Annotated in this window: 25 protein-coding genes; 21 read left to right on the top strand and 4 right to left on the bottom strand. The window is 71.4% G+C overall.

From position 1 onward, the window contains the following. Window positions 1-6: 6 nt before the first annotated feature. From lepB to dprA, 6 genes are all read left to right on the top strand, one after another. The gene (lepB, locus tag C8N24_RS29355; protein ID WP_121256958.1) at window positions 7-621 is read left to right on the top strand and encodes a signal peptidase I; all 615 of its coding nucleotides are present in this window, start codon (window positions 7-9) and stop codon (window positions 619-621) included. Window positions 622-676: 55 nt separating this feature from the next. Then, window positions 677-1,261 (top strand): ribonuclease HII, encoded by a 585-nt coding sequence (locus C8N24_RS29350; protein ID WP_245972009.1) that lies wholly within the window; start codon window positions 677-679, stop codon window positions 1,259-1,261. Window positions 1,262-1,327: 66 nt separating this feature from the next. Next, entirely contained in the window at window positions 1,328-2,011 is a 684-nt protein-coding gene (locus C8N24_RS29345) for an alpha/beta hydrolase (RefSeq protein ID WP_121256956.1), read from the top strand. A 74-nt stretch (window positions 2,012-2,085) separates the two neighbouring features. Continuing rightward, window positions 2,086-2,451, top strand: a complete 366-nt coding sequence (locus tag C8N24_RS29340) for a YraN family protein (RefSeq protein ID WP_121256954.1) — start codon at window positions 2,086-2,088, stop codon at window positions 2,449-2,451. Next, entirely contained in the window at window positions 2,451-3,965 is a 1,515-nt protein-coding gene (locus tag C8N24_RS29335) for a YifB family Mg chelatase-like AAA ATPase (RefSeq protein WP_121256952.1), read from the top strand. The genes C8N24_RS29340 and C8N24_RS29335 overlap by 1 nt, the downstream gene beginning before the upstream one ends. Then, window positions 3,962-5,047: a DNA-processing protein DprA gene (gene dprA / locus C8N24_RS29330; protein WP_121256950.1), complete on the top strand. Its 1,086-nt coding sequence runs from the start codon at window positions 3,962-3,964 to the stop codon at window positions 5,045-5,047. Before C8N24_RS29335 ends, dprA begins: the two co-directional genes overlap by 4 nt. A gap of 256 nt (window positions 5,048-5,303) precedes the next feature. Here the strand turns inward: dprA and C8N24_RS29325 are convergent, their stop codons facing one another. After that, window positions 5,304-6,728 carry a circularly permuted type 2 ATP-grasp protein gene (locus tag C8N24_RS29325; RefSeq protein WP_121256948.1) on the bottom strand — a complete coding sequence of 475 codons (1,425 nt, stop codon included), beginning with the start codon at window positions 6,726-6,728 and terminating at the stop codon, window positions 5,304-5,306. Window positions 6,729-6,811: 83 nt separating this feature from the next. On the opposite strand from C8N24_RS29325, the gene thiD reads away from it, so the two are divergent. The 4 genes from thiD to ilvD are packed head-to-tail and all read left to right on the top strand — an operon-like array spanning window position 6,812 to window position 10,241. Further along, complete coding sequence (gene thiD / locus C8N24_RS29320; protein ID WP_121256946.1) at window positions 6,812-7,705, top strand: bifunctional hydroxymethylpyrimidine kinase/phosphomethylpyrimidine kinase; 894 nt, start codon at window positions 6,812-6,814, stop codon at window positions 7,703-7,705. Continuing rightward, window positions 7,702-7,953, top strand: a complete 252-nt coding sequence (locus C8N24_RS29315) for a hypothetical protein (RefSeq protein WP_121256944.1) — start codon at window positions 7,702-7,704, stop codon at window positions 7,951-7,953. Before thiD ends, C8N24_RS29315 begins: the two co-directional genes overlap by 4 nt. A gap of 5 nt (window positions 7,954-7,958) precedes the next feature. After that, window positions 7,959-8,564 (top strand): hypothetical protein, encoded by a 606-nt coding sequence (locus tag C8N24_RS29310; RefSeq protein ID WP_121256942.1) that lies wholly within the window; start codon window positions 7,959-7,961, stop codon window positions 8,562-8,564. 9 nt (window positions 8,565-8,573) lie between these two features. After that, complete coding sequence (ilvD, locus tag C8N24_RS29305; RefSeq protein ID WP_121256939.1) at window positions 8,574-10,241, top strand: dihydroxy-acid dehydratase; 1,668 nt, start codon at window positions 8,574-8,576, stop codon at window positions 10,239-10,241. Here ilvD and C8N24_RS29300 read toward each other — a convergent pair. Continuing rightward, entirely contained in the window at window positions 10,228-11,166 is a 939-nt protein-coding gene (locus C8N24_RS29300) for an alpha/beta fold hydrolase (RefSeq protein WP_170179506.1), read from the bottom strand. The two genes, ilvD and C8N24_RS29300, sit on opposite strands and share 14 nt — an antisense overlap. Before the next feature lie 21 nt (window positions 11,167-11,187). Between C8N24_RS29300 and C8N24_RS29295 the strand changes: the two genes are divergently transcribed. The 6 genes from C8N24_RS29295 (at window position 11,188) to C8N24_RS29270 (ending at window position 16,329) form a co-directional block, all read left to right on the top strand. After that, a complete protein-coding gene (locus C8N24_RS29295; RefSeq protein ID WP_170179505.1) occupies window positions 11,188-11,730 on the top strand; it encodes a 5' nucleotidase, NT5C type in 543 nt (180 codons plus the stop codon). Then, window positions 11,727-12,545: a lysophospholipid acyltransferase family protein gene (locus C8N24_RS29290; RefSeq protein WP_170179504.1), complete on the top strand. Its 819-nt coding sequence runs from the start codon at window positions 11,727-11,729 to the stop codon at window positions 12,543-12,545. The genes C8N24_RS29295 and C8N24_RS29290 overlap by 4 nt, the downstream gene beginning before the upstream one ends. Beyond that, the gene (locus C8N24_RS29285) at window positions 12,542-13,582 is read left to right on the top strand and encodes an NAD-dependent epimerase/dehydratase family protein (RefSeq protein ID WP_121256932.1); all 1,041 of its coding nucleotides are present in this window, start codon (window positions 12,542-12,544) and stop codon (window positions 13,580-13,582) included. The genes C8N24_RS29290 and C8N24_RS29285 overlap by 4 nt, the downstream gene beginning before the upstream one ends. Window positions 13,583-13,654: 72 nt before the next feature. Beyond that, a complete protein-coding gene (locus C8N24_RS29280) occupies window positions 13,655-14,695 on the top strand; it encodes a L,D-transpeptidase family protein (protein WP_121256929.1) in 1,041 nt (346 codons plus the stop codon). Between the two features lie 48 nt (window positions 14,696-14,743). After that, window positions 14,744-15,382 (top strand): RNA polymerase sigma factor, encoded by a 639-nt coding sequence (locus tag C8N24_RS29275; RefSeq protein ID WP_121256926.1) that lies wholly within the window; start codon window positions 14,744-14,746, stop codon window positions 15,380-15,382. 74 nt (window positions 15,383-15,456) lie between these two features. Next, on the top strand, window positions 15,457-16,329 hold the full coding sequence (locus C8N24_RS29270; RefSeq protein WP_121256924.1) for a hypothetical protein: 873 nt from the start codon (window positions 15,457-15,459) through the stop codon (window positions 16,327-16,329). On the opposite strand, the gene C8N24_RS29265 is transcribed toward C8N24_RS29270, so the two are convergent. After that, window positions 16,322-16,630, bottom strand: coding sequence for a hypothetical protein (locus tag C8N24_RS29265; protein ID WP_121256921.1), 309 nt, complete (start codon window positions 16,628-16,630; stop codon window positions 16,322-16,324). The two genes, C8N24_RS29270 and C8N24_RS29265, sit on opposite strands and share 8 nt — an antisense overlap. A gap of 25 nt (window positions 16,631-16,655) precedes the next feature. Between C8N24_RS29265 and C8N24_RS29260 the strand changes: the two genes are divergently transcribed. The 5 genes from C8N24_RS29260 to C8N24_RS29240 all read left to right on the top strand — a co-directional run bounded on the left by C8N24_RS29260 (window position 16,656) and on the right by C8N24_RS29240 (window position 21,531). Further along, window positions 16,656-17,549, top strand: a complete 894-nt coding sequence (locus C8N24_RS29260) for a tyrosine recombinase XerC (RefSeq protein ID WP_245972008.1) — start codon at window positions 16,656-16,658, stop codon at window positions 17,547-17,549. Between the two features lie 16 nt (window positions 17,550-17,565). Further along, the gene (whiG, locus tag C8N24_RS29255) at window positions 17,566-18,351 is read left to right on the top strand and encodes an RNA polymerase sigma factor WhiG (protein ID WP_121256915.1); all 786 of its coding nucleotides are present in this window, start codon (window positions 17,566-17,568) and stop codon (window positions 18,349-18,351) included. A 72-nt stretch (window positions 18,352-18,423) separates the two neighbouring features. Next, complete coding sequence (fusA, locus tag C8N24_RS29250) at window positions 18,424-20,487, top strand: elongation factor G (RefSeq protein WP_121256913.1); 2,064 nt, start codon at window positions 18,424-18,426, stop codon at window positions 20,485-20,487. 59 nt (window positions 20,488-20,546) lie between these two features. Continuing rightward, window positions 20,547-21,275: a hypothetical protein gene (locus tag C8N24_RS29245; protein ID WP_121256910.1), complete on the top strand. Its 729-nt coding sequence runs from the start codon at window positions 20,547-20,549 to the stop codon at window positions 21,273-21,275. Between the two features lie 40 nt (window positions 21,276-21,315). Beyond that, a complete protein-coding gene (locus C8N24_RS29240; RefSeq protein ID WP_121256908.1) occupies window positions 21,316-21,531 on the top strand; it encodes a hypothetical protein in 216 nt (71 codons plus the stop codon). A 1-nt stretch (window position 21,532) separates the two neighbouring features. Here the strand turns inward: C8N24_RS29240 and C8N24_RS29235 are convergent, their stop codons facing one another. Then, window positions 21,533-22,735 (bottom strand): response regulator, encoded by a 1,203-nt coding sequence (locus C8N24_RS29235; protein ID WP_121256904.1) that lies wholly within the window; start codon window positions 22,733-22,735, stop codon window positions 21,533-21,535. Between the last annotated feature and the right edge of the window lie 32 nt (window positions 22,736-22,767).

Raw genomic sequence — 22,767 nt, 5'->3', positions numbered from 1 at the left:
CGAGACGTGGCGGCCAAGAAGGGGTCGTCCTCGACCTCCGGGTCGCTCGTCGAGCTGGTCTTGATCGTGGCGGTTGCCCTGGGCTTGGCCCTGGGCATCCAGGCCTTCCTGGTCAAGCCCTACCGGATTCCCAGCGAGTCCATGGTCCCGACGTTGACCGTCGGGCAGCGCGTGCTCGTCAACCGGATCGGCGAGCGGTTCACTCACCCGTCGGTGGGAGACATCGTGGTCTTCCACCCGCCCGCGGGCGCCACCACCAACACGTGTGGCTCCGGCGCCCCGCCCGCCGGGTCGCCCTGTGACGCGCCCACCAAGGACCGCGCGGACGTGAACTTCATCAAGCGCGTCGTCGCCGGCCCGGGTGACCGGATCTCGATCGAGGACGGGCACGTGATCCTCAACGGCAAGCGTCAGACCGAGGACTTCGCTCGGCCCTGCCAGCCCGAGGACGCGTGCGAGTTCCCGACCGAGATCAAGATTCCAGCCGACCACTACTTCATGATGGGCGACAACCGTGGCTCCTCTGACGACAGCCGCTTCTGGGGACCCGTCCCCGAGAAGTGGATCATCGGCCAAGCCTTCGCGACCTACTGGCCGCCGGGCCGCATCGGCCTCCTCTAAGAAGCCCTCGGGCTCGCGCCTGTTCAAGTTCGACCGCGAGCTGGGCTACCGGTTCGTGGCGGGCGCCGACGAGGCGGGCCGCGGCTGCCTGGCCGGCCCGCTGGTCGCCGCGGCCGTGCTCTTCGACTACGAGTCCCTCTCGCTGTCGGACCGCCGCTCCCTGAGCGCGCTGAACGACTCCAAGCAGCACTCCCTCGAGATGCGCGAGCTGCTCTACCCGCGCGTGCTGCGCGCGGCCGCACGCGTCTCGGTCACCTCCCGCTGCGTCCGCGGCATCGACGAGCGCGGCCTCCACAAGACCAACCTCGCCGCCCTATCCGATTGCCTCCGCCGCGTCGGCGTGGACGGTGGCATCTGCCTGAGCGACGGCTTTCCCGTCCCACCGACGGGCTTCGAGCAGCGCCACGTGGTCGGCGGCGACGCCACCTCGGCCGCCATCGCCGCGGCCTCGGTCATCGCCAAGGTCACCCGGGACCGCTTCATGCAGCGCATGGAGCAGCAGTACCCGGGCTGGGAGTTCGGTGCCCACGTCGGCTACTCCACCCCCGAGCACCGCGCGGCGATCGAGAAGCTCGGCGTCTCGCCCCTGCACCGCATGTCGTTCCAGTCGATGGCCTACCAGCAGCTCGCGCTGTCCTAGCCACCGTCGCGCGCCGCGCGGCCTCTGCAGCCCGTCGTCCGGCGCGACCTGGTTTCCTCTCGGGCGATGGCCACCTTCGTTCTCGTCCATGGCGCGTGGCACGGCGGTTGGTGCTGGCGTGACGTCGCGACCGAGCTCGCCTTCGCCGGGCACGACGTGCTCACGCCGACGTCGTCCGGGCTGGCCGAGCGGCGTGGGCTCGCGGCGTCGGCGACGTTGTCCGCACACGTCGACGAGCTCGCCGGGCTCCTGTACTTCGCGGACCTGCGCGAGGTGGTGCTCGTCGGGCATTCCTACGGGGGGTTGGTCGTCACCGGTGCGGCCGCTCGCGCGCACGCGCGGATCGCGCGGCTGGTCTACGTCGACGGGATGATGGCCGAGGACGGCCAGTCGATGTTCGACCTGCTCGTCCCGGCCCGGCGCAGGTGGTACGAGGAGGCGACCTCGGGCGGCGTGGTGCTTCCGCCGGCGCCCGAGGTGCTCGGCATCGGATCGGACCGCGCGGACTGGGTCTCCGACCGGCTCTCGCCCCAGCCGCTGGCCACGCTGACTGAGCCGTTGTCGGCACCGGACGCCCCGCCGCTCGCGCGGCAGTACGTGCGTTGCACGGCCGGCCCGCTGACCGGCAGCTTCTCGGGCTTCGCCAGCCGGCTGCGCGATACAGCGGGCTGGGACGTGGTCGACTTCGATGGACCGCATGACGCGATGCTCACGCATCCGACGGACCTGGCGGCACTGCTCGCCACTTAATTGGCAAAGACGCTGCACTTAAGTCACATTTGCGCGTAGAGCCGTAACGGCCTTCGGCCATAGCGTCGCCGGTCATGACCGACGTCCGGCATACCGCGGGCCAGCAGGGCGAGGAGCACGCGGCCGCACACTTCGAGCACCTCGGCTTCGAGGTGCTCGCCCGCAACCACCGCACACGCTTCGGCGAGCTCGACCTCGTCGCCTACGACGGCCGGACGCTGGTGTTCGCCGAGGTCAAGACCCGCCGCTCAGACGGCCGCGAGCCCTGGGAGAACCTCCACTTCGTCAAGCAGTCGAAGGTGCGCCGGATGGCGATCGCCTGGCTCACCGAAGCTCCGGAGCGGCCGTTCGGCGCCGCGCTGCGCTTCGACGGCGTCGCGGTCCTCGTCGACACACGAGGTGCCCTCATCCGCCTGGACCATCTGGAGGCGGCGTTCTGATGCTCGCCCGTGTGATCACCTTCGCCGTCGAGGGCGTGGACGCACGGCGCGTCTGGGTCGAGGCCGACATCCGGCTGGGCCTGCCGGCCTTCACCGTCGTCGGGCTGGCCGACAAGGCCGTGCGCGAAGCCCGTGAGCGCGTCCGGGCCGCGCTGACCAACTCCGGGTACGAGTTCCCGCTACGCCGGATCACGGTCAACCTCGCGCCGGCGTACCTGCGCAAGGTCGGCCCGGCGTTCGACCTGCCGCTCGCTGTCGCCGTCCTCGTCGCCTCCGGCCAGCTCGAGGCGGACGCCGTCGAGTCGGCGGCGATCGTGGGCGAGCTGTCGCTGACCGGTGAGGTGCGCCCGGTGCGCGGCGCCCTCGCCGTCGCGGAAGCCACACGGCGCCACGAGCTCAAGCGACTCGTGCTGCCGCGTGCGCGGGCGCGCGAGGCGGCGCTCGTGCCGGACGTCGAGATCGTCGGGGTCGAGTCGCTCACCGAGCTGGTCGCGACCCTGCGGGGCGACGAAGTGCCCGCCGGCCTTCCGGCCGAACTGGTCGAGGTGGCAGAGGAGATCCCGGATCTTGCCGATGTGCGCGGCCACAACGGGCTCATCCTCGGCCTCGAGGTGGCTGCGGCCGGGGGGCACAACCTGTTCTTGCAGGGGCCGCCGGGAACGGGCAAGACGATGATCGCGCGGCGCCTGCCGTCGATCCTGCCGCCGCTCAGCCCGGAGGAGGCGATCGAGGTCACGCGCATCCAGTCGATCGCCGGCCTGCGGGGCGCGGCCGGCCTGGTCCGTGAGCGTCCCTTCCGCGCGCCCCACCACACGATCTCGGCGGCCGGCCTCGTCGGCGGGTCCAACCCGCCGCAACCGGGTGAAGCGACCCTGGCACACCGCGGCGTGCTCTTCTTGGATGAGCTGTCGGAGTTCGCGCGTCCGAGCCTCGAAGCGCTGCGCCAGCCGCTCGAGGACGGCAACGTCACGATCGTGCGTGGCCAGCAGGTCATGGCCTTCCCGACGCGGTTCATGCTCGTCGCCGCGTCCAACCCGTGCCCGTGCGGCCTCGGCGGCTCGCGCTGCACGTGCACGCAGGCGGACCTCGCGCGGCATCGTCGCCGGCTGTCCGGTCCGCTGCTGGACCGCATAGACATCCTGATGCGCGTCGAGCGGCCACCGGCGGAGGCGTTGCGCCGCCAGGCGGCGCCGTCGTCGGCGACGGTTCGGGAACGGGTCGTCGCCGCCCGCGAGCGCCAGGAGCAGCGGCTGAGCGGGGAGCCCGAGACGTGCAACGCCCAGCTCACGTCGCGGCAGATCCGCGAGCTCGGCGAGATCACGCCGAGCGCGCTGCGCCTGCTGTCGGAGCTCTACGACCGCCACAGCCTCTCGGCGCGCGGTCACACCCGCATCCTGCGGGTGGCCCGCACGGTCGCGGATCTCGACGCCTCCGACCCCGTCGGCCCGGAGCACGTCAGCATCGCCGCGAGCCTCCGCCTCGACGACTCACCACCACTCGCGGAGGCGGCATGACCGCGTGCGACGACTGCCTCCGCCGCACCGACCTGATCGCCGCCATCGCCGGCCGGCTCCAGATCGAGTTCAAGCAGCGGTCCGCACCGGGCCGGGTCCTGGCGTTGCCCGACGACGAGCTGCTGGAGATCGGCGCCTCGGACCACGTGACCCGCCGCTACGCGGACTTCGACGCGCCGGCCGCCCGGGCACGGGCGAGCGCGCTGCGGCTCACCACGGTGTGCCGATGCCGCGACGAGTATCCGGACTCCCTGCGCGACCTCGCCGACCCGCCGGCCGTGCTGCACGTGCTGGGTGACCCGCAGGTGCTCGCGGATGACGAGGGCGTGGGCGTGGTCGGCGCCCGCCGCGCCTCGGCGTACGGCCTGGACGTCGCCCGCACCATCGGCCGCGGGCTGTCGGCAGCCGACGTCACGGTCGTCTCGGGCCTCGCGCTGGGCATCGACTCCGCGGCGCACGCGGGCGCGCTGGAGGGCCGCGGCCGGACGGTCGGCGTGCTCGCGGGCAGCGCGCACGTGGCGTACCCGACGCGCGGGTTCCGCCTGCACGCCGCGGTGTCCGAGCGCGGCGCCGTGATCTCCGAGATGCCGCCGGGCGCGAACGCGCACCGCTGGTGCTTCGTCGCCCGCAACCGGATCATCGCCGCGCTGTCCGCCGTGACGATCGTCGTCCAGGCGACCGAGCGCTCGGGCTCGCTGACGACCGCCGACTTCGCCACCGAGCTCGGCCGCACCGTCGGGGCCGTCCCGGGCCAGGTCACGACCCGGCTGTCCGGTGGCACGCACCTGCTGATCCAGACGGGCGCACCCCTGATCCGCCACACCGCCGACGCGCTCGAGCTGCTCGCCGGCGCCACGGGCCGCGCATTCGATGCACGCGCCGCGGGGCGCCCGGCGGTCCCGGATCTGGAACCACGCCTCGCGCTGCTCCTCGCGGCGGTCGAGGACGGCCACGGCACATTGTCCGAGCTGGCCGAGACCGCGGACGAGGCGCGCTTCGCCCTCTCCGGCCTCGGCGAGCTCGAACGCCTCGGCCTGGTCCGGCGAGGGTTCGCGGGGAGGTGGGAGCGAGCGGCCGCTTGAACGCCCTCGCCGCGTCGCTGCCGTGGCGCTCAGCGCGTGACGCGCCGGCTCGTGAGGGGCGGAAACCGACCACTCGCTTGGTGCTGGTCACTTTGCTGGGCAGAGCCCAGCAAAGCCACCACGCGCACCGCTGACGAGCGCGCGGCCCGCGCCTGGGCGCACCCGGCGCCCGACGGTGTGCTCCCCGACGCGCACGCAGCCCGGCGCGCGCCACCCGAGCTGAACGCCACGCGCCAGGCGCATGACGGGAGCGCCGCTACGGCAGGACCCAGGTGTCCTTCGCCCCGCCGTTCTGGGACGAGTTGACGACCAGCGCGCCTTCGCTGCGCGCCACGCGGGTCAGGCCGCCGGGCAGGACGCGGGGTGCGCAGTCGGCGCCGAGGAAGACGAACGGACGGAGGTCGATGTGGCGGGGCGCGAGGCGGCCGCCTTCGACGACGGTCGGATGCGTGGAGAGCATGACCATGCGCTGGGCGATCCAGTCGTCCGGGCGGGCGAGGACGGCCTTGCGGGTGGCTTCGATCTCCTCGCGGGAGGCGCGGGGGGAGATGAGGACGCCGACGCCGCCGTGGCCGGCGCGGGGCTTGAGGACGAGCTCGTCGAAGACGTCCAGCGCCGCTTCGAGCTGGTCGGGCTGGGAGAGGTCGTAGGTCGGGACGGAGCGGAGGACCGGCTCCTCGCCGACGTAGAAGCGGATCATGTCCTCGACGTAGGCGTGGGTGAGCTTGTCGTCGGCGACGCCGGTGCCGTACTGGTTGACGAGGCCGAGCACGCCGCGGCGAACGGGGTCGATCAACAACCGCCCGATGTCGGAGTCCACGCGGTCGGCGTTGGTGCGTCGGTAGAGCACGTCGATCCGGCGGGGCTCGCGTAGGCCGCGGGCCTTGAGCCACAGGTAGCCGTCCGCGCGCACCTCGAGCTCGTGGGGCTCGACCAGCGGGATGCCGAGCTGGCGGGCCAGCCACTGGTGCTCCCAGTAGGCGGAGTTGTGCTGGCCGTCGGTGAGCAGTGCGGCACCCGGGGCACGGCGACCGCGCACCCCCTCGGGGGCGACGACGCGCAGGGTGTCCGCGAGCAGGTCGACTTCTCCGTCCAGCGACCGCGGCGTCGCGCTCGGCGGCACGTCGATGTGCTCGAGCAGCGCGTGGCGGGTCGCGTGCAGGTAGGCGAAGCCCGACGGCGTGCGGACGTTGTCCTCCAGGACGAGCCACTCGCCGTCGGCGTCGCGCACGAGGTCCAGCCCGGCCACGCCGATCCACACGTTCCCCGGGGGCCGGAGTCCGCGCAGGGCGGGCTCGAAGTACTCGGCGCTCGAGATGACCGACGACGGGACGACGCCCTCGGCGACGATCCGCTGCTCGCCGTAGACGTCGGCGACGAACGCGTTCAGCGCGCGGACGCGCTGGGCCAGGCCGCGCTTGACGGGCTCCCACTCGGCGGCGGTGATCACGCGCGGCACGGGGTCCACGTAAAACTCGAGGTCGCCCTCGACGGAGGAGAAGCGCACGCCCGCGCGGCGCAGCGACCGGCCGATCTTGCCCGGCAGGTCCGCGGCGCCCGCGCGGAGCACCGCTTCCACACCCGCGCGCGAGGGCGCGCGCAAGGTGCCGTCGGCGTCGAACGCCTCGTCGAAGCAGCCCTCCGCCACCGGGTAGTCGGCCGCAAGCTCGTCGGTGGGCATCAGGCGCCCCACCTTGACAGAACGTCAACCCGCGTACCCCTTACACGCGGGCCAGGGGGATTGGACCGCCTAACCTGAGCCGCATGGCCCCACCCGCAGTCCTCTCGATCGCCGGCTCGGACTCCGGCGGCGGCGCCGGCATCCAGGCGGACCTGAAGGCGTTCGCGCACGCGGGCGTGCACGGGATGACGGCCATCACGGCGCTGACCGCGCAGAACACGGTCGGCGTGACCGGCATCCACCCCGTCCCGCCGGAGTTCATCGTCGAGCAGGTCCGGGCGGTGCAGGCGGACATCGGCGTCGACGCCGTGAAGATCGGGATGCTCGGCACCGCGATCACGGTGCGCGCGGTCGCCGAGGCGCTGGAGCTCGTGGGGGACGTCCCGATCGTGATCGACCCGGTGATGGTCTCCGAGAGCGGTGCGGTCCTCCTGGACGACGAGGCGCGGCAGGCAATCGTCGAGCACCTGCTCCCGCGCGCGACCGTGATCACGCCGAACCTGCCGGAGGCGCGCGTGCTGGCCGGCGAGGGGCCGCGCGACACCGCGGCGTGGGCGCGCGGGGGCGACCCGAGCGACGACGTCGCCGACCTCGCGCGGGGGCTTCACGCGCTCGGTCCGGCCCATGTCGTCATAACCGGAGGTCACCGCGACGAGCTCGTCGACGTTTTCTACGACGGCACGGAGATCCACACGCTGACCGGTGAGAAACACCCGGATGGGGCTGCGCATGGGTCGGGCTGTACCCACTCGAGCACGCTGGCAGCCCATCTCGCGCTGGGCGCAACGCCACTTGACGCAGCCCGTCGGGCGAGGGAGGCCGCATCGGACGCCGTCAAGCACGGCCTGCGCGGAATCGGCGCGGGAGCGGGCCCCGTCGACGTCCTGAACATCTCCGTCCGCGGGCTGACGGCGCGTCAGCTTGGCGCGACCGACCCTAAAGAGCACCTCAGCGCACGTGACATAATGCGGCCATGAAGTTCCTGCGGATGCGTCCGGGATACGGCGAGCAGCTGATCGCCGAAGGTGACCCTGAGGTCGCTGAAGATCAGCAGCGTCTGGTCGCCGAGTTCCGCAAGCAGCTGGAGCTGGGCATGTGGGCCGCCATCCCGGTCGAGTCCGAGAGCGGCCGCCGCGAGGCGGAGATGGTCCATCGGTTCGACCAGATCCCGCAGGCCGCCGACCGCGTCATCTTCTTCCCGCGCGCCGCGGGCGGAGCTGCGTAGCACCCGTGCTCGTCGCGCTCTGCGCCACGGCGATCGTCGTCATCGCCCTCCTGTGGGAAGTGGCGATGCCGTACTTCGAACGCCGCGGTGAGGCCAGGCGAGCGCGCAAGGCCGCGATCGAGGCCGGCCACATCGGCAACTTCGACCCCGGTCGCGAACGCCGCGCCGAGCAGCGCGCCCGCGAGCTGCTCCGCTCGTGCGTGAACGAGGAGGAGTGGGAGATGTACCGGGACCTGGGGCTGATCCGGGTCTGGGGCGGCGAGAGCCTGGACAAGGAGCTGCGCGGCGTCCCGTACGCGTACCTGATCTACCCGCACAAGCCGATCGTCGCGTACCTGCCGCAGACCGGCCGCCTGCTCAACGAGTACTGCGTCGAGTTCCCGGACGAGTCCAAGCCGTACGGCAGCAGCCGCCTCCCGGACTCCGATGACGTCCTCGCCAAGTGGATGGCGCTCAAGGGCGACGAGCGCCGCCTGATCAACAGCGCGAACATGCACCTGCCCGGCCGCCAGGTCGACCAGAAGACGATCCAGCGCGACATCTGGCGGCTCGGCCGCTGGGAACGCGAGCGCCTGGAACGTACGCGACGCACCAGCTCGGGCGCGGCGTAACATCGCCGGATGGACCTGAAGCACCGCTCTCGGGCACTGACCGAGGGCCGTGACCGCGCGGCCGCCCGCGCCTACCTGAAGGGCATCGGCTACGACGACGAGGCCCTGAGCAAGCCGATCATCGGCGTCGCGAACACGTGGATCGAGACGATGCCGTGCAACTTCCACCTGCGCGCGCTCGCCAAGTTCGTCAAGGACGGCATCAAGGCCGCCGGCGGGACCCCGATGGAGTTCAACACGGTGGCGATCTCCGACGGCATCACGATGGGCACGTCGGGGATGAAGACGAGCCTCGTGTCCAGGGAGGTCGTCGCCGACAGCATCGAGCTCGTCACGCTCGGCCACCTGTTCGACGCGGTCATCTGCCTGTGCGCGTGCGACAAGACGATCCCCGGCACGGTGATGGCGCTGGCGCGCCTCGACGTGCCGGGCGTGATGCTCTACGGCGGGTCGATCCCGCCCGGCCACTACAAGGGCCGGGACATCACGATCATGGACGTCTTCGAGGCGGTCGGCGCGAACGCGGCCGGCAAGATCACCGATCAGGACCTGGCCGACATCGAGGCCGCCGCCAGCCCGGGCGCCGGCGCGTGCGGCGGCCAGTACACGGCCAACACGATGGCGATGGCGTTCGAGATGATGGGCATCAGCCCGATCGGCCCGTCGCTCGCGCCCGCCCAGGACGCCAGCAAGTCCGACCACGCGTACGCGGCCGGCGAGCTGGTGATGGACGTCCTCCGGCGAGGGCAGCGACCCAGCGACCTGATCACGAAGGAGAGCCTCGAGAACGCGATCCTGGCGGTCGCGGCCTCCGGCGGCTCGACCAACGCCGTGCTGCACCTGCTCGCGGTGGCGAGAGAGGCCGGCGTGCCACTCGACATCGACGACTTCGACCGGATCGCCGAGTCCACGCCGAGCCTGTGCGACCTCAAGCCGGGCGGCCGCTTCGTCGCCACCGACCTGCACGCCGCGGGCGGCACCGCCGTCCTCGCCAAGCGCCTCAGCGAGCTGGGCCTGCTGCACGTGGACGCCCCGACCGTGACCGGCAAGACGATCGGCCAGCACGCCCAGGAGGCGACCGAAGCGCCCGGCCAGGAGGTCATCCGCCCGCTCAGCGACCCGATCAAGAAGACGGGCGGCATCGCGATCCTCCGCGGCAACCTCGCGCCGGAGGGCAGCGTCGTCAAGCTCAGCGGCCACGAGCGCCGTCACCACACCGGCCCGGCCCGCGTCTTCGAGGGCGAGGAGGCGTGCATGCGGGCGGTGACGCAGGGCGAGATCAACCCGGGCGACGTGGTCGTGATCCGCAACGAGGGGCCGGCGGGCGGCCCGGGCATGCGCGAGATGCTCGCCGTGACCGCCGCGATCGTGGGGGAGGGGCTCGGCGACAGCGTCGCGCTGCTCACCGACGGCCGCTTCTCCGGGGCCACGCGCGGCTTCATGGCCGGCCACATCGCGCCCGAGGCGGTCCACAAGGGCCCGATCGCGGCCGTCCGGGAGGGCGACACGATCACGATCGACGTGGACCGGCGCCGCATCGACGTGGACGTCCCGGACGAGGAGATCCAGCGCCGACTCGACGACTACACGCCGCCGCCGACCGTCACCCGTGGCGTCCTGGGCAAGTACGCCGCGCTCGTGGCGAGCGCGAGCGAGGGGGCGATCACGCAGCGATGAACTCGGCGAGCAGCCCGTTGAACCGCGACGGGCGCTCGAGCATCGACAGGTGGCCCGTGTCGTCGAACACCTCGACGCGGGCGTTCGCGCCGATCAGCCGCTCGAACTCGTAGGCGTCCGCGACGGGGATGAGGATGTCGTTGCGTCCCCACACGATCAGGGTCGGGATCTCGATCTCGGCGAGGCGCTCGCGGAACGAGTAGTCGAGCACGGCGTCCAGGCCGCCGACGAAGCCCTGCGCGCCCGCGCCGACGACAAGCTCCGAGGCCAGCGGCACCGACAGCTTCTCCGGGTAACGGACGACGAGCTGCAGGGCCGCGCGCCGCAGCCGTGGCCGCGACGCCACCGGCAGCTGCTTGACGCCCGCCCGCGCCGCGCCGACGGCCATCAGCCGCCCGATCGCCATCACCGGCTCCTTCCACATGTGCTCGACCGAGATCCCCGCGGCCGAGACCAGGACGAGCTTGCGCACGCGTGTCGGGAAGGCCAGGGCGACCTCCGCGCCGATGAACCCGCCCATCGAGTTGCCGACGATGATCGGCGCCTCGATGTCCAGCTGGTCGCAGAGCGCGTCGATCACGCGCGCGAACCCCTGGATCGAGATCCGCCCGGCGGGCATCTCGGACCCGCCGAAGCCGGGCAGGTCGGGCGCGATCACGCGGAAGCGGCCCATGAACGCCGGGATGTTCAGCAGCCAGTTCTGCCACAGCCCGCCGAGCCCGTGCAGGAACAGCAGCGGCGGGCCGTCGCCGCCGGTGTCGACCACGCGCAGGCGCTTGCCGAGCACCGTCTCGTCACGCGTCAGGGACGGCCAGTCGACCGAGATCCAGGTGGAGTCGTCACCGTCCGCGTAGTTCGGGTCGGGACGCGAGCGGATGAACGCGTTCATGGGGAGCGCACGAACCTGCCCGAGGAACCCCGACACGCCGCTACCGTACCAACGCTCGTGCGCCTCGCGATCGACATCGACTCGACGCTGCATCCCTACTGGGACCAGCTCGCGGAGATCGCCAAACGCCGCTACGGCGTGGATCTGCCGTACGACGAGCAGGCCACGTGGGCGATCGACGGGCTCACGCCCGAGCAGCTGAAGGTGATCGTCGAGGAGACGCACCGGGCCGACCACGTGCTGGCCGCCGAGCCCTACCCCGGCGCGGTCGAGGCGATCACGCGCTGGCACGAGCGGGGCCACTTCATCCACATCACGAGCCACCGGACCACGGACGCGCACCCGCACACCGCCGAGTGGCTCGAGCGGATCAACCTGCCGCACGACGACCTGTACTGCTCGTCCGACAAGATCTCGCGTTGCGTGGAGCTGCAGATCGACGTGCTCATCGACGACTCGCCGGACAACCTGCGCCGAGCGGCGCAAGTGGGTATCACCGCCGCGACGCTCGAGCACCCGTGGAACCGCGACCTGCCCGGCGTCATCTCCGCCCCCGACTGGCCGACGCTCGCGCACCGCCTGGAGCCCCACCTGAAGTGAAAGAGCTCGAAGCACCACCCGACCATCGCGCGCATCTCCCGGCCATCGAGCCGGAGCGCCAGGTCACGGACTGGGGCCGCTCGGAGCGCGTCGAGGGCTTCTTCGACAAGACGATCTACGAGTTCCTCTACCACTACTGGTTCCGGGTCGAGGTCGAGGGCATCGAGCACGTCCCGTCGACCGGCGGCGCGCTGCTCGTCTCCAACCACTCCGGCGCGCTCCCGCCCGACGCCTCGATGATCGCCAAGGCGATCAAGACCGAGCACGCCCGCCCGCGCAACCTGCACATGACGGTCGAGCACTTCTTCAAGGGCTATCCCGGCTTGTCGATGCTCGTCGCCAAGCTCGGCGGCGTGCCCGCGCACCCGGCCAACGTGCACCGGCTGCTGCACGACGAGGAGGAGCTCGTGCTCGTCTTCCCCGAGGGCGCGAAGGGCACGGAGAAGCTCTACAAGGACCGCTACCGCCTGCAGCGCTTCGGCCGCGGCGGGTTCGTGGAGAGCGCGATGCGGGCGCGGGCGCCGATCGTCCCCGTCGCGCTGATCGGGGCCGAGGAGGCGATGCCGATCTTCGCCCACATCCGGCCGCTGAAGAAGCTCACGGGTCTGATCTACGTGCCGGTGATCCCGGCGCCCGGCTACCTGCCCGCCAAGTTCCGGATCCGCTTCCTGGAGCCGATCCCCACCGACCAGTGGGGCGAGGAGCCGTGGAACGACAAGGGCCTCGTGCAGACCGTCGCCGAGGAGGTCCGCGCGCGGATCCAGGAGGAGCTGTACGAGATGCTCGCCGAGCGCAAGTCGGTGTGGCTCGGATGAGCCGGCGCGTCCTCATCACCGGGCTCTCCAGCTACTGGGGCGGCCGCCTCGCGCAGGAGCTGGAGAAGGACCCCGAGATCGACGTGATCATCGGCGTCTCCACGGAGGACCCGAACCTCCCGCTCGAGCGCACGGAGTTCGTCCGGATCGGGACCCATCACGCGCTGCTGCGGCGGATCGTGCACGCCGCGGAGATCGACACGGTGATCGACACGCGCCTGATCGTCGACTCCGTGACCGCGCCGCCCAAGGTCGCCCACGAACAGAACGTGATCGGGACGATGAACATCCTGGCCGCGTGCGGCGGGCCGGACTCGCCCGTGACGAAGGTCGTCTTCAAGTCCAGCGCGCACTACTACGGATGCGAGCGCGACGACCCGAGCTTCTTCGGCGAGGAGATGCGCCGGCCGCATCCGCCGCGCACGCGGCTGGAGTCCGACATCGTCGAGGCCGACGACGCGGTGCGCGACTTCGCGGCTCGCAACCCGCACGTCACCGTGACCACGCTGCGGTTCTGCAACGGGCTCGGACCGGACCTGCACAACTCGCACAGCCGCCTGTTCGAGCTGCCCGCGGTCCCCGGGATCCTCGGCTTCGACCCGCGCTACCAGTTCATCCACGAGGACGACATCGTCGGCGCGCTGCACTACGCCGCCACCACGGACCTGCCCGGCGTCTACAACGCCGCGCCGGACGGGGTGCTCGTGCTGAGCGAGGTCGCGAGCCTGCTCGGCAAGCCGTACGCGCCGCTGCTCCCGCCGTGGGGGACGAGCCTGGCGACGACCGCGACGAACCTCGTCGGCATCCGGATCCCGGACGAGGTCCGCCAGCAGCTGCGCTACGGGCGCGGGCTCGACCACCGCAAGCTCAAGGCATCTGGCTTCCGCTTCGGGCTCACCACCCGCGAGACCGTGCAGGCATTTGCCGCCGCTTTGCGGCTGAAACCGCTCCGGGAGAGCGGCGAGGCGCCATATCGGTACGAGCGCGAAGTGGAGGAGTTCCTGCGCTGGTCGCCGAGCGTCCGGCACGACGAGTAATCTGCCTGACAGGCCAGAGGCCTTGCAGGGGTACTGCATTCGCCGCGCTTGGTCTTACCATTGCCGAGCCCCATGCGTATTCGCCTGATCGTCATTGCCTCCCTGCTCGTCGTCCTCGGCCTTGGCGTCGTCGGCGCCACGTACTTCTACGACGAGTCCAAGAAGGACCTCGTCGCTGAAGGCGTGAAGGTCAATGGCGTCCCCATCGGTGGGATGTCCCGCGCGCAGGCGGAGAAGAAGCTCTCGGACTCGCTGCTCGCGCCGCTGGACCGTCCCGTGAAGGTCTCCTACAAGGACCGCACGTTCACGCTCACCCAGAAGGCCGCGTCGATCGGGATCGACATCCGCGGCTCGGTGGACAAGGCGCTCAAGCGCTCGCAGCAGGGGGACATGTTCTCGCGCGCGTGGCGCAACGTGCGCAACGAGTCGATCAACACCGAGCTCGCCGCCGAGGTGAGCTGGAACAAGCCCGCGATCGACAAGCTGGTCAAGCGCGTGCGCAAGTCGATCGACCGCTCGCCGCGCGATGCCGAGGTCGACCTCAGCAAGGGGCACGTGAACCCGGAGCCGTCCCGCACCGGCCTGCGCGTGAAGTACAACACGCTGGCCAAGGAGCTCGAGAAGACGCTGCTCACGCCCGGCGCGAACGAGGAGGTCGAGGTCAAGACCACCGTCGTCCAGCCCAAGGTCTCCACCAAGCAGCTCGCGGAGAAGTATCCGGCGATCCTGATCGCCAACCGCAAGACGTTCAAGCTCGAGCTCTGGAAGAACCTCAAGCTCAAGAAGACGTACGGGATCGCGGTGGGCAAGGTCGGCATGGACACGCCGGCCGGCCTCTACAACATCGCCAACAAGGCCGAGAACCCGGCCTGGCACGTCCCGAACTCCGACTGGGCGGGAGACCTCGCCGGCAAGGTCATCCCGGGCGACGACCCGACGAACCCGATCAAGGCCCGCTGGCTCGGGATCTACGACGGCGTCGGCATCCACGGCACGTCGGACGACGCGTCGATCGGCTCGGCCGCCTCGCACGGCTGCCTGCGCATGCACGTCCCCGACGTCAAGGAGCTGTACGACCAGGTTCCGGTCGGCGCTCCGATCTACATCGCCTAGATCGGCGACGGCCTGTGAACTCCGGCGGCGGGCCGGACAGATAGGGGTGTGAACCCCACCCGCCAAGCCCGCTTCGAAGCGCTCTTCCACGAGCACTACGCGGCGGTGCACCGCTACGCGCTGCGGCGCGCCGAGCCGCCGTTGGCCGAGGAGGTCGTCAACGAGACGTTCCTCGTCGCGTGGCGTCGGCTCGACAAGGTGCCGGACGAGCCGCTGCCGTGGCTCTACGCGGCCGCCGGCCACGTGCTGGCCAACCGGCGCCGCGAAGCCGCCCGCCACACGCGAAGAGTCGCGGCCGCGGCGGCCGACAGCGGTGCGACCGCCGCGCGCCCCGGCCGGGCTGACGTCGCCGGCGCCGACCCGGATCGCGGCCCCGCCGACCAGCATCGGCCCGCCGTGCGCGCCGCCGCGATCGCCGGCGCCGCCCGCGATCCCGCCGACCGCCTCGCCGAGCGCGACGCCACGCTGCGCGCCTTCGCCGCGTTGAGCGAGCCCGACCGCGAGGCGCTGCGCCTCGTCGCCTGGGAGCGCCTGAGCCTCGCCGACGCCGCCCGCGCGGCCGGCGTGTCGCGCCCCGCGTTCGCGATGCGCGTCCATCGCGCCCGCCGCCGCCTCGCGGCTCACCTGCGCGAGCAGGGCGCCGCCGTCGACCTCGACTTCCCGCTGGAGGCCGCCGATGTCGCCTGACCGCCGCGCCCTCCATCGGCGTGCGCCGTCCGCGCCCGCCGCGCCCGTCCACGCCGTTCCCCTGGAGCCCACCCATGCCTGATCCCGTCCTCGAGCTGCGCGAGTCCGACCCCGCCGCCCACGCCCGCACGTCCGTGCCGCCGGATGACGTCCTGCGCGCGATCCTCGCCACGCCGCCCGAGCGGCACCGGAGCCGGACGCGGAGCGCCCCGCGGATCGTGCTCGCCGTCACCGCGCTCGCCGCGGCCGCGGTCGTCGCGCTCGCCGCGCTGCCGACCGCCGATGATGCTCCAGGGCCGATCCGGGCGAGCCTCGCCGAGCGCGCGTTCGCCGCGACCGCGCCCAAGGACCTGATCACCTACACCGAGACGACCACCGTCCAGACCGGCCTGCCGACCGTCGAGAGCTACGACAAGCTGCGCCAGTGGCAGTACCGCGACCGGATGCACAACGTCATGGAGACGCGCCAGCGGCGCGGTGAGTGGCGCTATGAGCACGACCAGGACGGCGGCACGTTCCGCACGCTCATGCACAACGACAAGGGCGGCTCGGAAGTCCAGGTGACCAAGAAGACCGACCCGGGCTGGGATCCCGAGGAGCTCGAGGAAGGCTTCAAGGTCGGCGTCACGACCCTCGTCGACACGTTCCGCGAGCAGATCCGCGGCGCGAAGGACCTGGGGGAGGCCACGTTCAACGGCCGGCGGGCCCACGCGTACGGCGTCACGCCCGACGGGCGACGCACCGGCGCGGCGGCCGAGATCGTCTACTACGTCGACCCGGACACCGCGCTGCCGCTCGGCAGCCGGTCCACGATGACGGCCCTCGGGTCGGATCAGGCGATCATCGTCACGACGACCGTGGACCGCTACGAGCAGCTCGAGCCCACGCCCGAGAACCTCGCCAAGCTCGACGCGCCGAACATCGACGCCGCCCAGAGGGCTAAGTAGCCCAGGGGGAGGGGGCGACGCCCGTGTCGCCCCCGTCGATCGCCTCAGGTGGAACTTCTTCCCATCCGCCTTCCAGCAGGGAGGCATGATGGTCCGAATGGCGAATGGCAAGGGTGCCGATGAACACGCCCTTCGTCTGCTTGCGCATCACCGCGTACCACAGCGTGCTCGCGTCCCGGTCCCCACGGACGGGATGCCACGGCCTGGGCGGTGGGTCGTCGCCGTTGGCCACGCCGGTTTCCACAAGCCGGTTCAGGGTGGCGATCTGACCGGATGACGTGTCGATGAAGAACGCGCTCACTCCTTCCCAGGGTACGGAGACCGCCGTGTCGGAGCCCTGGCGCGCCGCGCTGCGCACGTTCGACGCCGACCTCCAGCGCCGCGGCGCCGCCGACCGCACCCGCAAGGCGTACGGCACCGACGGCGCCGAGCTGGCCGCCTGGGCGACCGCCAACGGGCTCACGCCGGCCCAGGTCGACTACAAGGCGCTGCGCCGCTGGGCGGCCCGCCTGTCCCAGAAGGGGGCGGCCCCGCGGACGATGGCGCGCAAGCTCGCGTCCACCCGCAGCCTGTTCCGCAGCCTGGTCGAGCACGGGGAGGTCGCGTCGAACCCGGCGGACCTGCTGCCGGCGCCCAAGCTCCCGCAGTCCCTGCCGAAGACGCTCAAGCCGGGCGACATCGAGCGCCTGCTGGAGAAGATCCCGGCGAGCACGCCGCTGGAGATGCGCGACCGCGCGCTGTTCGAGCTCGCGTACAGCTCCGGCCTGCGCGCGGAGGAGCTCGTCGACCTCGACGTCGGGTCGGTGCACTTCGACGATGAGCAGGTCCGCGTGGAGGGCAAGGGCTCCAAGACGCGCTTCGTGCCGGTGGGGGAGCCCGCGCTGCGCACGATCGCCGCCTATCTCGAACGCGCCCGGCCGGCCTTGCAATCCGCCGACCAGGACCCCGCGCTGTTCCTGTCCAAGAGCGGCAAACGCTTGTCGACGAGCGACGTCCGGCGCCGCCTGCGGGTGTGGGCGAAGCACGCTGCCACGCAGACGGGCGTGCATCCGCACGCGCTCCGGCACTCCTTTGCCACTCACCTGTTGGACGGGGGCGCGGACCTGCGCGCGATCCAGACGATGCTCGGACACGCGAGCATCTCGACGACCCAGGTCTACACTCGGGTAGAGTCCGCTCGGCTACGGGCGGCCTATGCGAAGAGTCACCCGCGGGCTTAGGAAATAAGGGGCCGTCCTGGAGACCAACGTCAAAGCGATCGAGCTGAAGGAGCTGTGGACCGTCTACAAGACGGACGGCTCCGACCGTGCACGCGAACAGCTCGTCGTCGCGTACTCACCACTTGTCAAGTACGTCGCCGGACGCATGTCGTCCGGATTGCCGGCGCACGTCGAAGAGGCCGACCTGATCTCGTACGGCCTGCTCGGCCTGATCAACGCGATCGAGCGGTTCGACCTCTCACGCGACATCAAGTTCGAGACCTACGCGATCACGCGCATCAAGGGCGCGATCATCGACGAGCTGCGCGCCCTGGACTGGGTGCCGCGGTCCGTCCGTGCTCGGGCCCGCGAGATCGAGAAGGCGCACGCCAAGCTCGAGCACCAGCTCCACCGCACGCCGACCGACGAGGAGATGGCGCGCGAGCTGAACCTGTCGCTCGAGGAGTTCCAGGAGGCGCTGGTCAAGATCTCGACGTCGACCGTCGTCGCGCTGGACGAGCTGTGGGCGGTGAGCGACTCGAGCGGCGACTCGGTGTCGCTGCTGGACACGCTGCAGGACCCGGACGCGCCCGACCCCGAGGCGCTGCTGGCCCAGTCCGAGCTCAAGGACCGCCTGGCCGACGCGATCGCCGCGCTGCCCGAGCGTGAGAAGCTCGTGATCGCCCTCTACTACTACGAGAACCTGACGCTCCGAGAGATCGGCGAGGTCCTCGGCGTGACGGAGTCGCGCATCTCCCAGCTGCACACGAAGGCCGTCCTGCGGCTCAAGTCTCGGCTCCAGGCCGAGAACCTTCGCGACTAACGTCACAAGACGAAAAAGCCCTGTAGCGTTCCTCTCAACCAGGCCATTTCTTGGGAGAGAGGAGCGCCAGGCATGTCGTACGCCGCAGACAGGATTCGCAACGTGGCCCTAGTGGGCCACCGAGGGAGCGGGAAGACGTCGTTGCACGAGGCCTTGCTGTTCGAGGCCGGGGCGACGACGAGGCTCGGCTCGGTGGCTGACGGCACCACGGTCTCTGACGCCGACGAGGACGAGAAGTCCCGCGGCATGTCGATCTCCGCGTCGCTCGCCTCGTTCGAGTGGCGCGACACGAAGGTCAACCTGATCGACACCCCCGGCGAGCCCAGCTTCATCGCCGACGCGCTCGGAGCCCTGCGCGTCTGCGAGTCGGCCGTGTTCGTCGTCAACGGCGTGATGGGCGTCGAGGTCTCCACGCGCCGCCTCTGGGAGCGCGCGCAGGAGCTGCACGTGGCCCGTCTCGTCTTCGTGAACATGCTCGACCGCGAGCGCGCGGACTTCTTCCGGACGCTCGACTCGCTCAAGGACGCCTTCGGGCCCCACGTGGTCGCGACCGAGATCCCGATCGGCTCCGAGCATGAGCTGACCGGCCTGATCGACCTCGTCGACATGAAGGCCTACCAGTACGACGCCGAGGGCAACTGCACGGAGATCCCGATCCCGGACGACCTGCAGGCCCAGGCGACCGAGTACCGCGAGAAGCTGATGGACGAGGTCGCGGAGAACCACGAGGCGCTGATGGAGCGCTACCTCGAAGGCGAGGAGATCTCCCACGACGAGATCGTCCAGGCGCTCGAGGAGGGCACCGACACCGGCCACATCTTCCCGGTCACCTGCGGCGTCTCGACGACCCGCCTCGGCGCCAACCGGCTGCTGGACGCGATCATCGACGACCTCCCGTCACCCGCCCAGCACGAGCGGATCACGGTCGAGGAGGGCTTCGAGCTCGAGCCCGACCCCGCGGGCGAGATGTTCGCCTACGTGTTCAAGACGCGCGCCGACCCGTTCGCGGGCCGCATCAACCTGTTCCGCGTCTACCAGGGCACGATGACGCACGACACGCAGGTGATGAACACCCGCACGCACCACAAGGAGCGCGTGGGTCAGCTGCTCGTGCCCCGCGGCAAGGACGTCAGCCACGCCGACGAGTTCGGCCCGGGCGACATCGGCGCCGTCGCCAAGCTCAAGGAGACGCATGCGGGCGACTGGCTCGCGGCCCGCGACCAGCCGATCCACATGCCGCGGATCAAGCTCCCGGCGCCCGTCATGGCCTTCGCGATGGAGCCCAAGAACAAGGGCGACGAGGACAAGGTCCACACCGCACTGCGGCGCCTGCAGGAAGAGGACCCGACGATCGACCTGCACCGCGACGAGCAGACGGGCGAGCAGATCGTCGCCGGCCTGTCGCAGATCCACGTCGAGGTGATCGTCGACCGGATGCGCTCGCGGTTCGGCGCCGAGGTGACGCTCAAGCCGCCGCGCGTGCCCTACCAGGAGACGATCCGCGGCCAGGCGAAGGCCCACGGCCGTCACAAGAAGCAGACGGGCGGCCGCGGCCAGTTCGGCGACTGCCACATCACGGTCGAGCCGCTGCCCGACGGCGACTTCGAGTTCGTCAACGCCATCAAGGGCGGCGTGATCCCGCAGGGCTTCATCCCGGCGGTCGAGAAGGGCGTGCTCGAGGCCATGCAGAGCGGCGCCGTCGCCGGCTTCCCGGTCAAGGGCGTGCGGGTCACGCTCTTCGACGGCTCCTACCACACGGTGGACTCGTCGGAGATGGCGTTCAAGCTCGCCGGCAGCATCGCCATGAAGGAGGCGATGTCCCAGTGCACGCCGGTGCTGCTGGAGCCGATCATGCTGATCACCTGCTCGGTCCCGGACGACTCGGTGGGTGACGTGATGGGCGATCTGAGCTCGCGCCGCGGGCGCCCGCTCGGCACCGAGCCGGCGGGCGGCATGACCGAGGTCAAGGCCGAGGTGCCGATGAGCGAGGTGCTCACGTACGCGCCCGACCTGCGCGCGGTGACCGGTGGCCAGGGCGAGTACACGCTCGAGTTCCTGCGCTACGAGGAGATCCCCGCGCACCTCGCCCAGAAGGTCGCCGACAAGGCGCGCGAGGAGCACGAAGCGGTCGCGTGAGATCGCGGTAGAAGGCTTGCGGAGGGGGTGAGGACCCGTTGCTAACCTCGCCCTCTCCGATGGCCCGTACCCGCGACATCCGCACGAACCAGCTCGACGTCGCGTGCGACATCTGCGGCCGGACGCTGCTGCGCGGTGAGCACCCGGAGCACTACCTCGCGGGCGGCGAGCGTCGCACGGTCTGCGACCTGTGCATCACGCGCGCCCAGCACGAGGGTTGGATCCGCGAGTCCGGCGCCGACGACCTCGAGCTGCGCCACCCGCGCAGCGAGGGTCGCGGGCTGATCGACCGCTTCCGCGCCGGCCGGCGCGACCGTGCGGCCGCCCGCCAGGAGCTCGACGTGGACGGCGGCTACGACGAGCCGGTGCCGGCCCCGCCGCCCGTCCGCCGCCGGCCCGATCCCGAGCCGGAGCCGGCTCCGGCGCCCGCGCCGCGCTCGCCGTCCCGGCACATCCGGGCAGTCCCGACGAACGCCGAGCTGAAGATGCAGCGCGCGCTGGACGTCTTCAACGCCTCCGACCACACGCGCACGGTCGGCGGCGTGGCCCGCTCGCTGGGCGCGCCGGCGGTCTGCGTACGGCCGCGGCCCGACCGTCCCGCGGTGGTCTCGATCACCGTGATGTGGGAGCTGTCCTGGTACCGCTTCGAGGTCGACCTGTCCGACGAGGCGGGCGGCGTGCGGCGTGACGCGCAGGGCGACGAGCTGTCCGAGCTGATCCCCGAAGAGCAGGTGCCGAACGCCGCTGCGGATGAGCGTGGCGCTCTGCACCTCCAAATCAACACATGACCGATCACGTTCCGCTGTCCGAGCCACTAGGATCGGCGCCGTGATCTACTGCGTCGTACCCGAGCCCCTCGCCGACGAGCTGTACCCGAAGCTCGCGGGCTACTACGAAGACGATCCCAACGTGACGGTCATCGTCGACCGCCGCAAGAAGGAACGCCGCCTCCCGGGATCAACCGGCGGTGGACAGCGCGAGATCCGTGATCGTCGCCGCGCGCGCATCACGGGCGACTTCGCGCCGTTTCCTGCGGTTGACTGACCTACCAGCGCGCTGAGGAGCGAATCACGCGAAGGATCTCCTCGTCCGGGGAGCCCTTCGCGAGGAACCCGACGGCCCCGGCGCGCATCATGTCGTACTGGGAGCCCTGCGAGTCGTCGGCGCTGATCGCGACGATCTTCACGTCCGGCAGGCCCTCGCGGATCTCCACCGCGGCCCTCGCGCCGCCGCCGCCCGGCATGTTGACGTCGAGCAGCACCACGTCCGGGCGCCGCCGCAGCGCGAGCTCGATCGCCTGAGCGGCGTCCTCGGCCTCGCCGACGAGGTCGAAGCCGGGCTCGCGCTTGAGGATCGCGCCGAGCATCAGGCGGGACACCGGGTCGTCGTCGGCCAGCAGCAGGCGGATCGCGTTGCCCCGGTCGCCACCCTGGCCGACCACGCCGGCCGCGCTGGTCGCGGCCTGCGCCAGCGCCGCCTCCGCGGCGGCGAGCAGCGGGCCGGGCTCGGGCTCGGAGCCGGTGGTGACGATCCCGACGCTGACGCTCGTGCCCTCGGGCACGGCCTGCTCGGTCGCCTCCCGCAGGCGGTTCGCGGCCAGGCTCGCCGTGTCCAGGCCCTGCTCGGGCAGCAGGACGACGAACTGCGCGGGCCCGTAGCGGTAGAGCACGTCCCCGGAACGGATCTGGTGCGCGAGCGCGGCACCGGCGCGGCGGACGGCGTCGTCCCCGCCGGGTTGCACGCCGATCATCGCCACGCAGTAGGCGTGCCCATAGCGGACGACGCGTGCGCACAGCGCGAGCAGGTCCTCGTCGAGCCGCAGGCGCGAGCCGGCGCCGGTCATCGGGTCCCGCCGCGCGTCGCTGGTCATCCGCCGGTGCATGGTCACGAGCCGCTCGGCGGCGATCAGCCCGCGCTCGAGCTCCGCGGGGTCCGGCGGCTTGGCGAGCACGTCGTCGGCGCCGGCGCGCACCGCGTCACGCGAAGCCTCCTCGTCTACACGGGCGCTCAGGACCATGATGTACGTGTAGCCGCCGCCCTCGATCCCGCGGACGCGGGCGGTGAGCTCGGTGCCGTCGAGGCCGGGCATCGCCCAGTCGGTGATGACGACGTCGGGGCGCTCGGCCTGGAAGCGGTGCCAGCCGTCGCCGCCGTCCTCGGCCTCGAGCACCGCGTGCCCGAGGCGGCGGACCATCGACGCGACCATCAGCCGCGTTCCGGGCTCGTCATCGACGATGAGGATCTTCAACGAACTGCTGGTCCAAGTCTGGTCGCTGACCG

It is taken from the genome of Solirubrobacter pauli (genome assembly GCF_003633755.1).
Lineage (GTDB): Bacteria > Actinomycetota > Thermoleophilia > Solirubrobacterales > Solirubrobacteraceae > Solirubrobacter > Solirubrobacter pauli.
The sequence above is the reverse complement of the archived record's forward strand: the minus strand, read 5'-3'. Positions and strand labels throughout refer to the sequence as shown.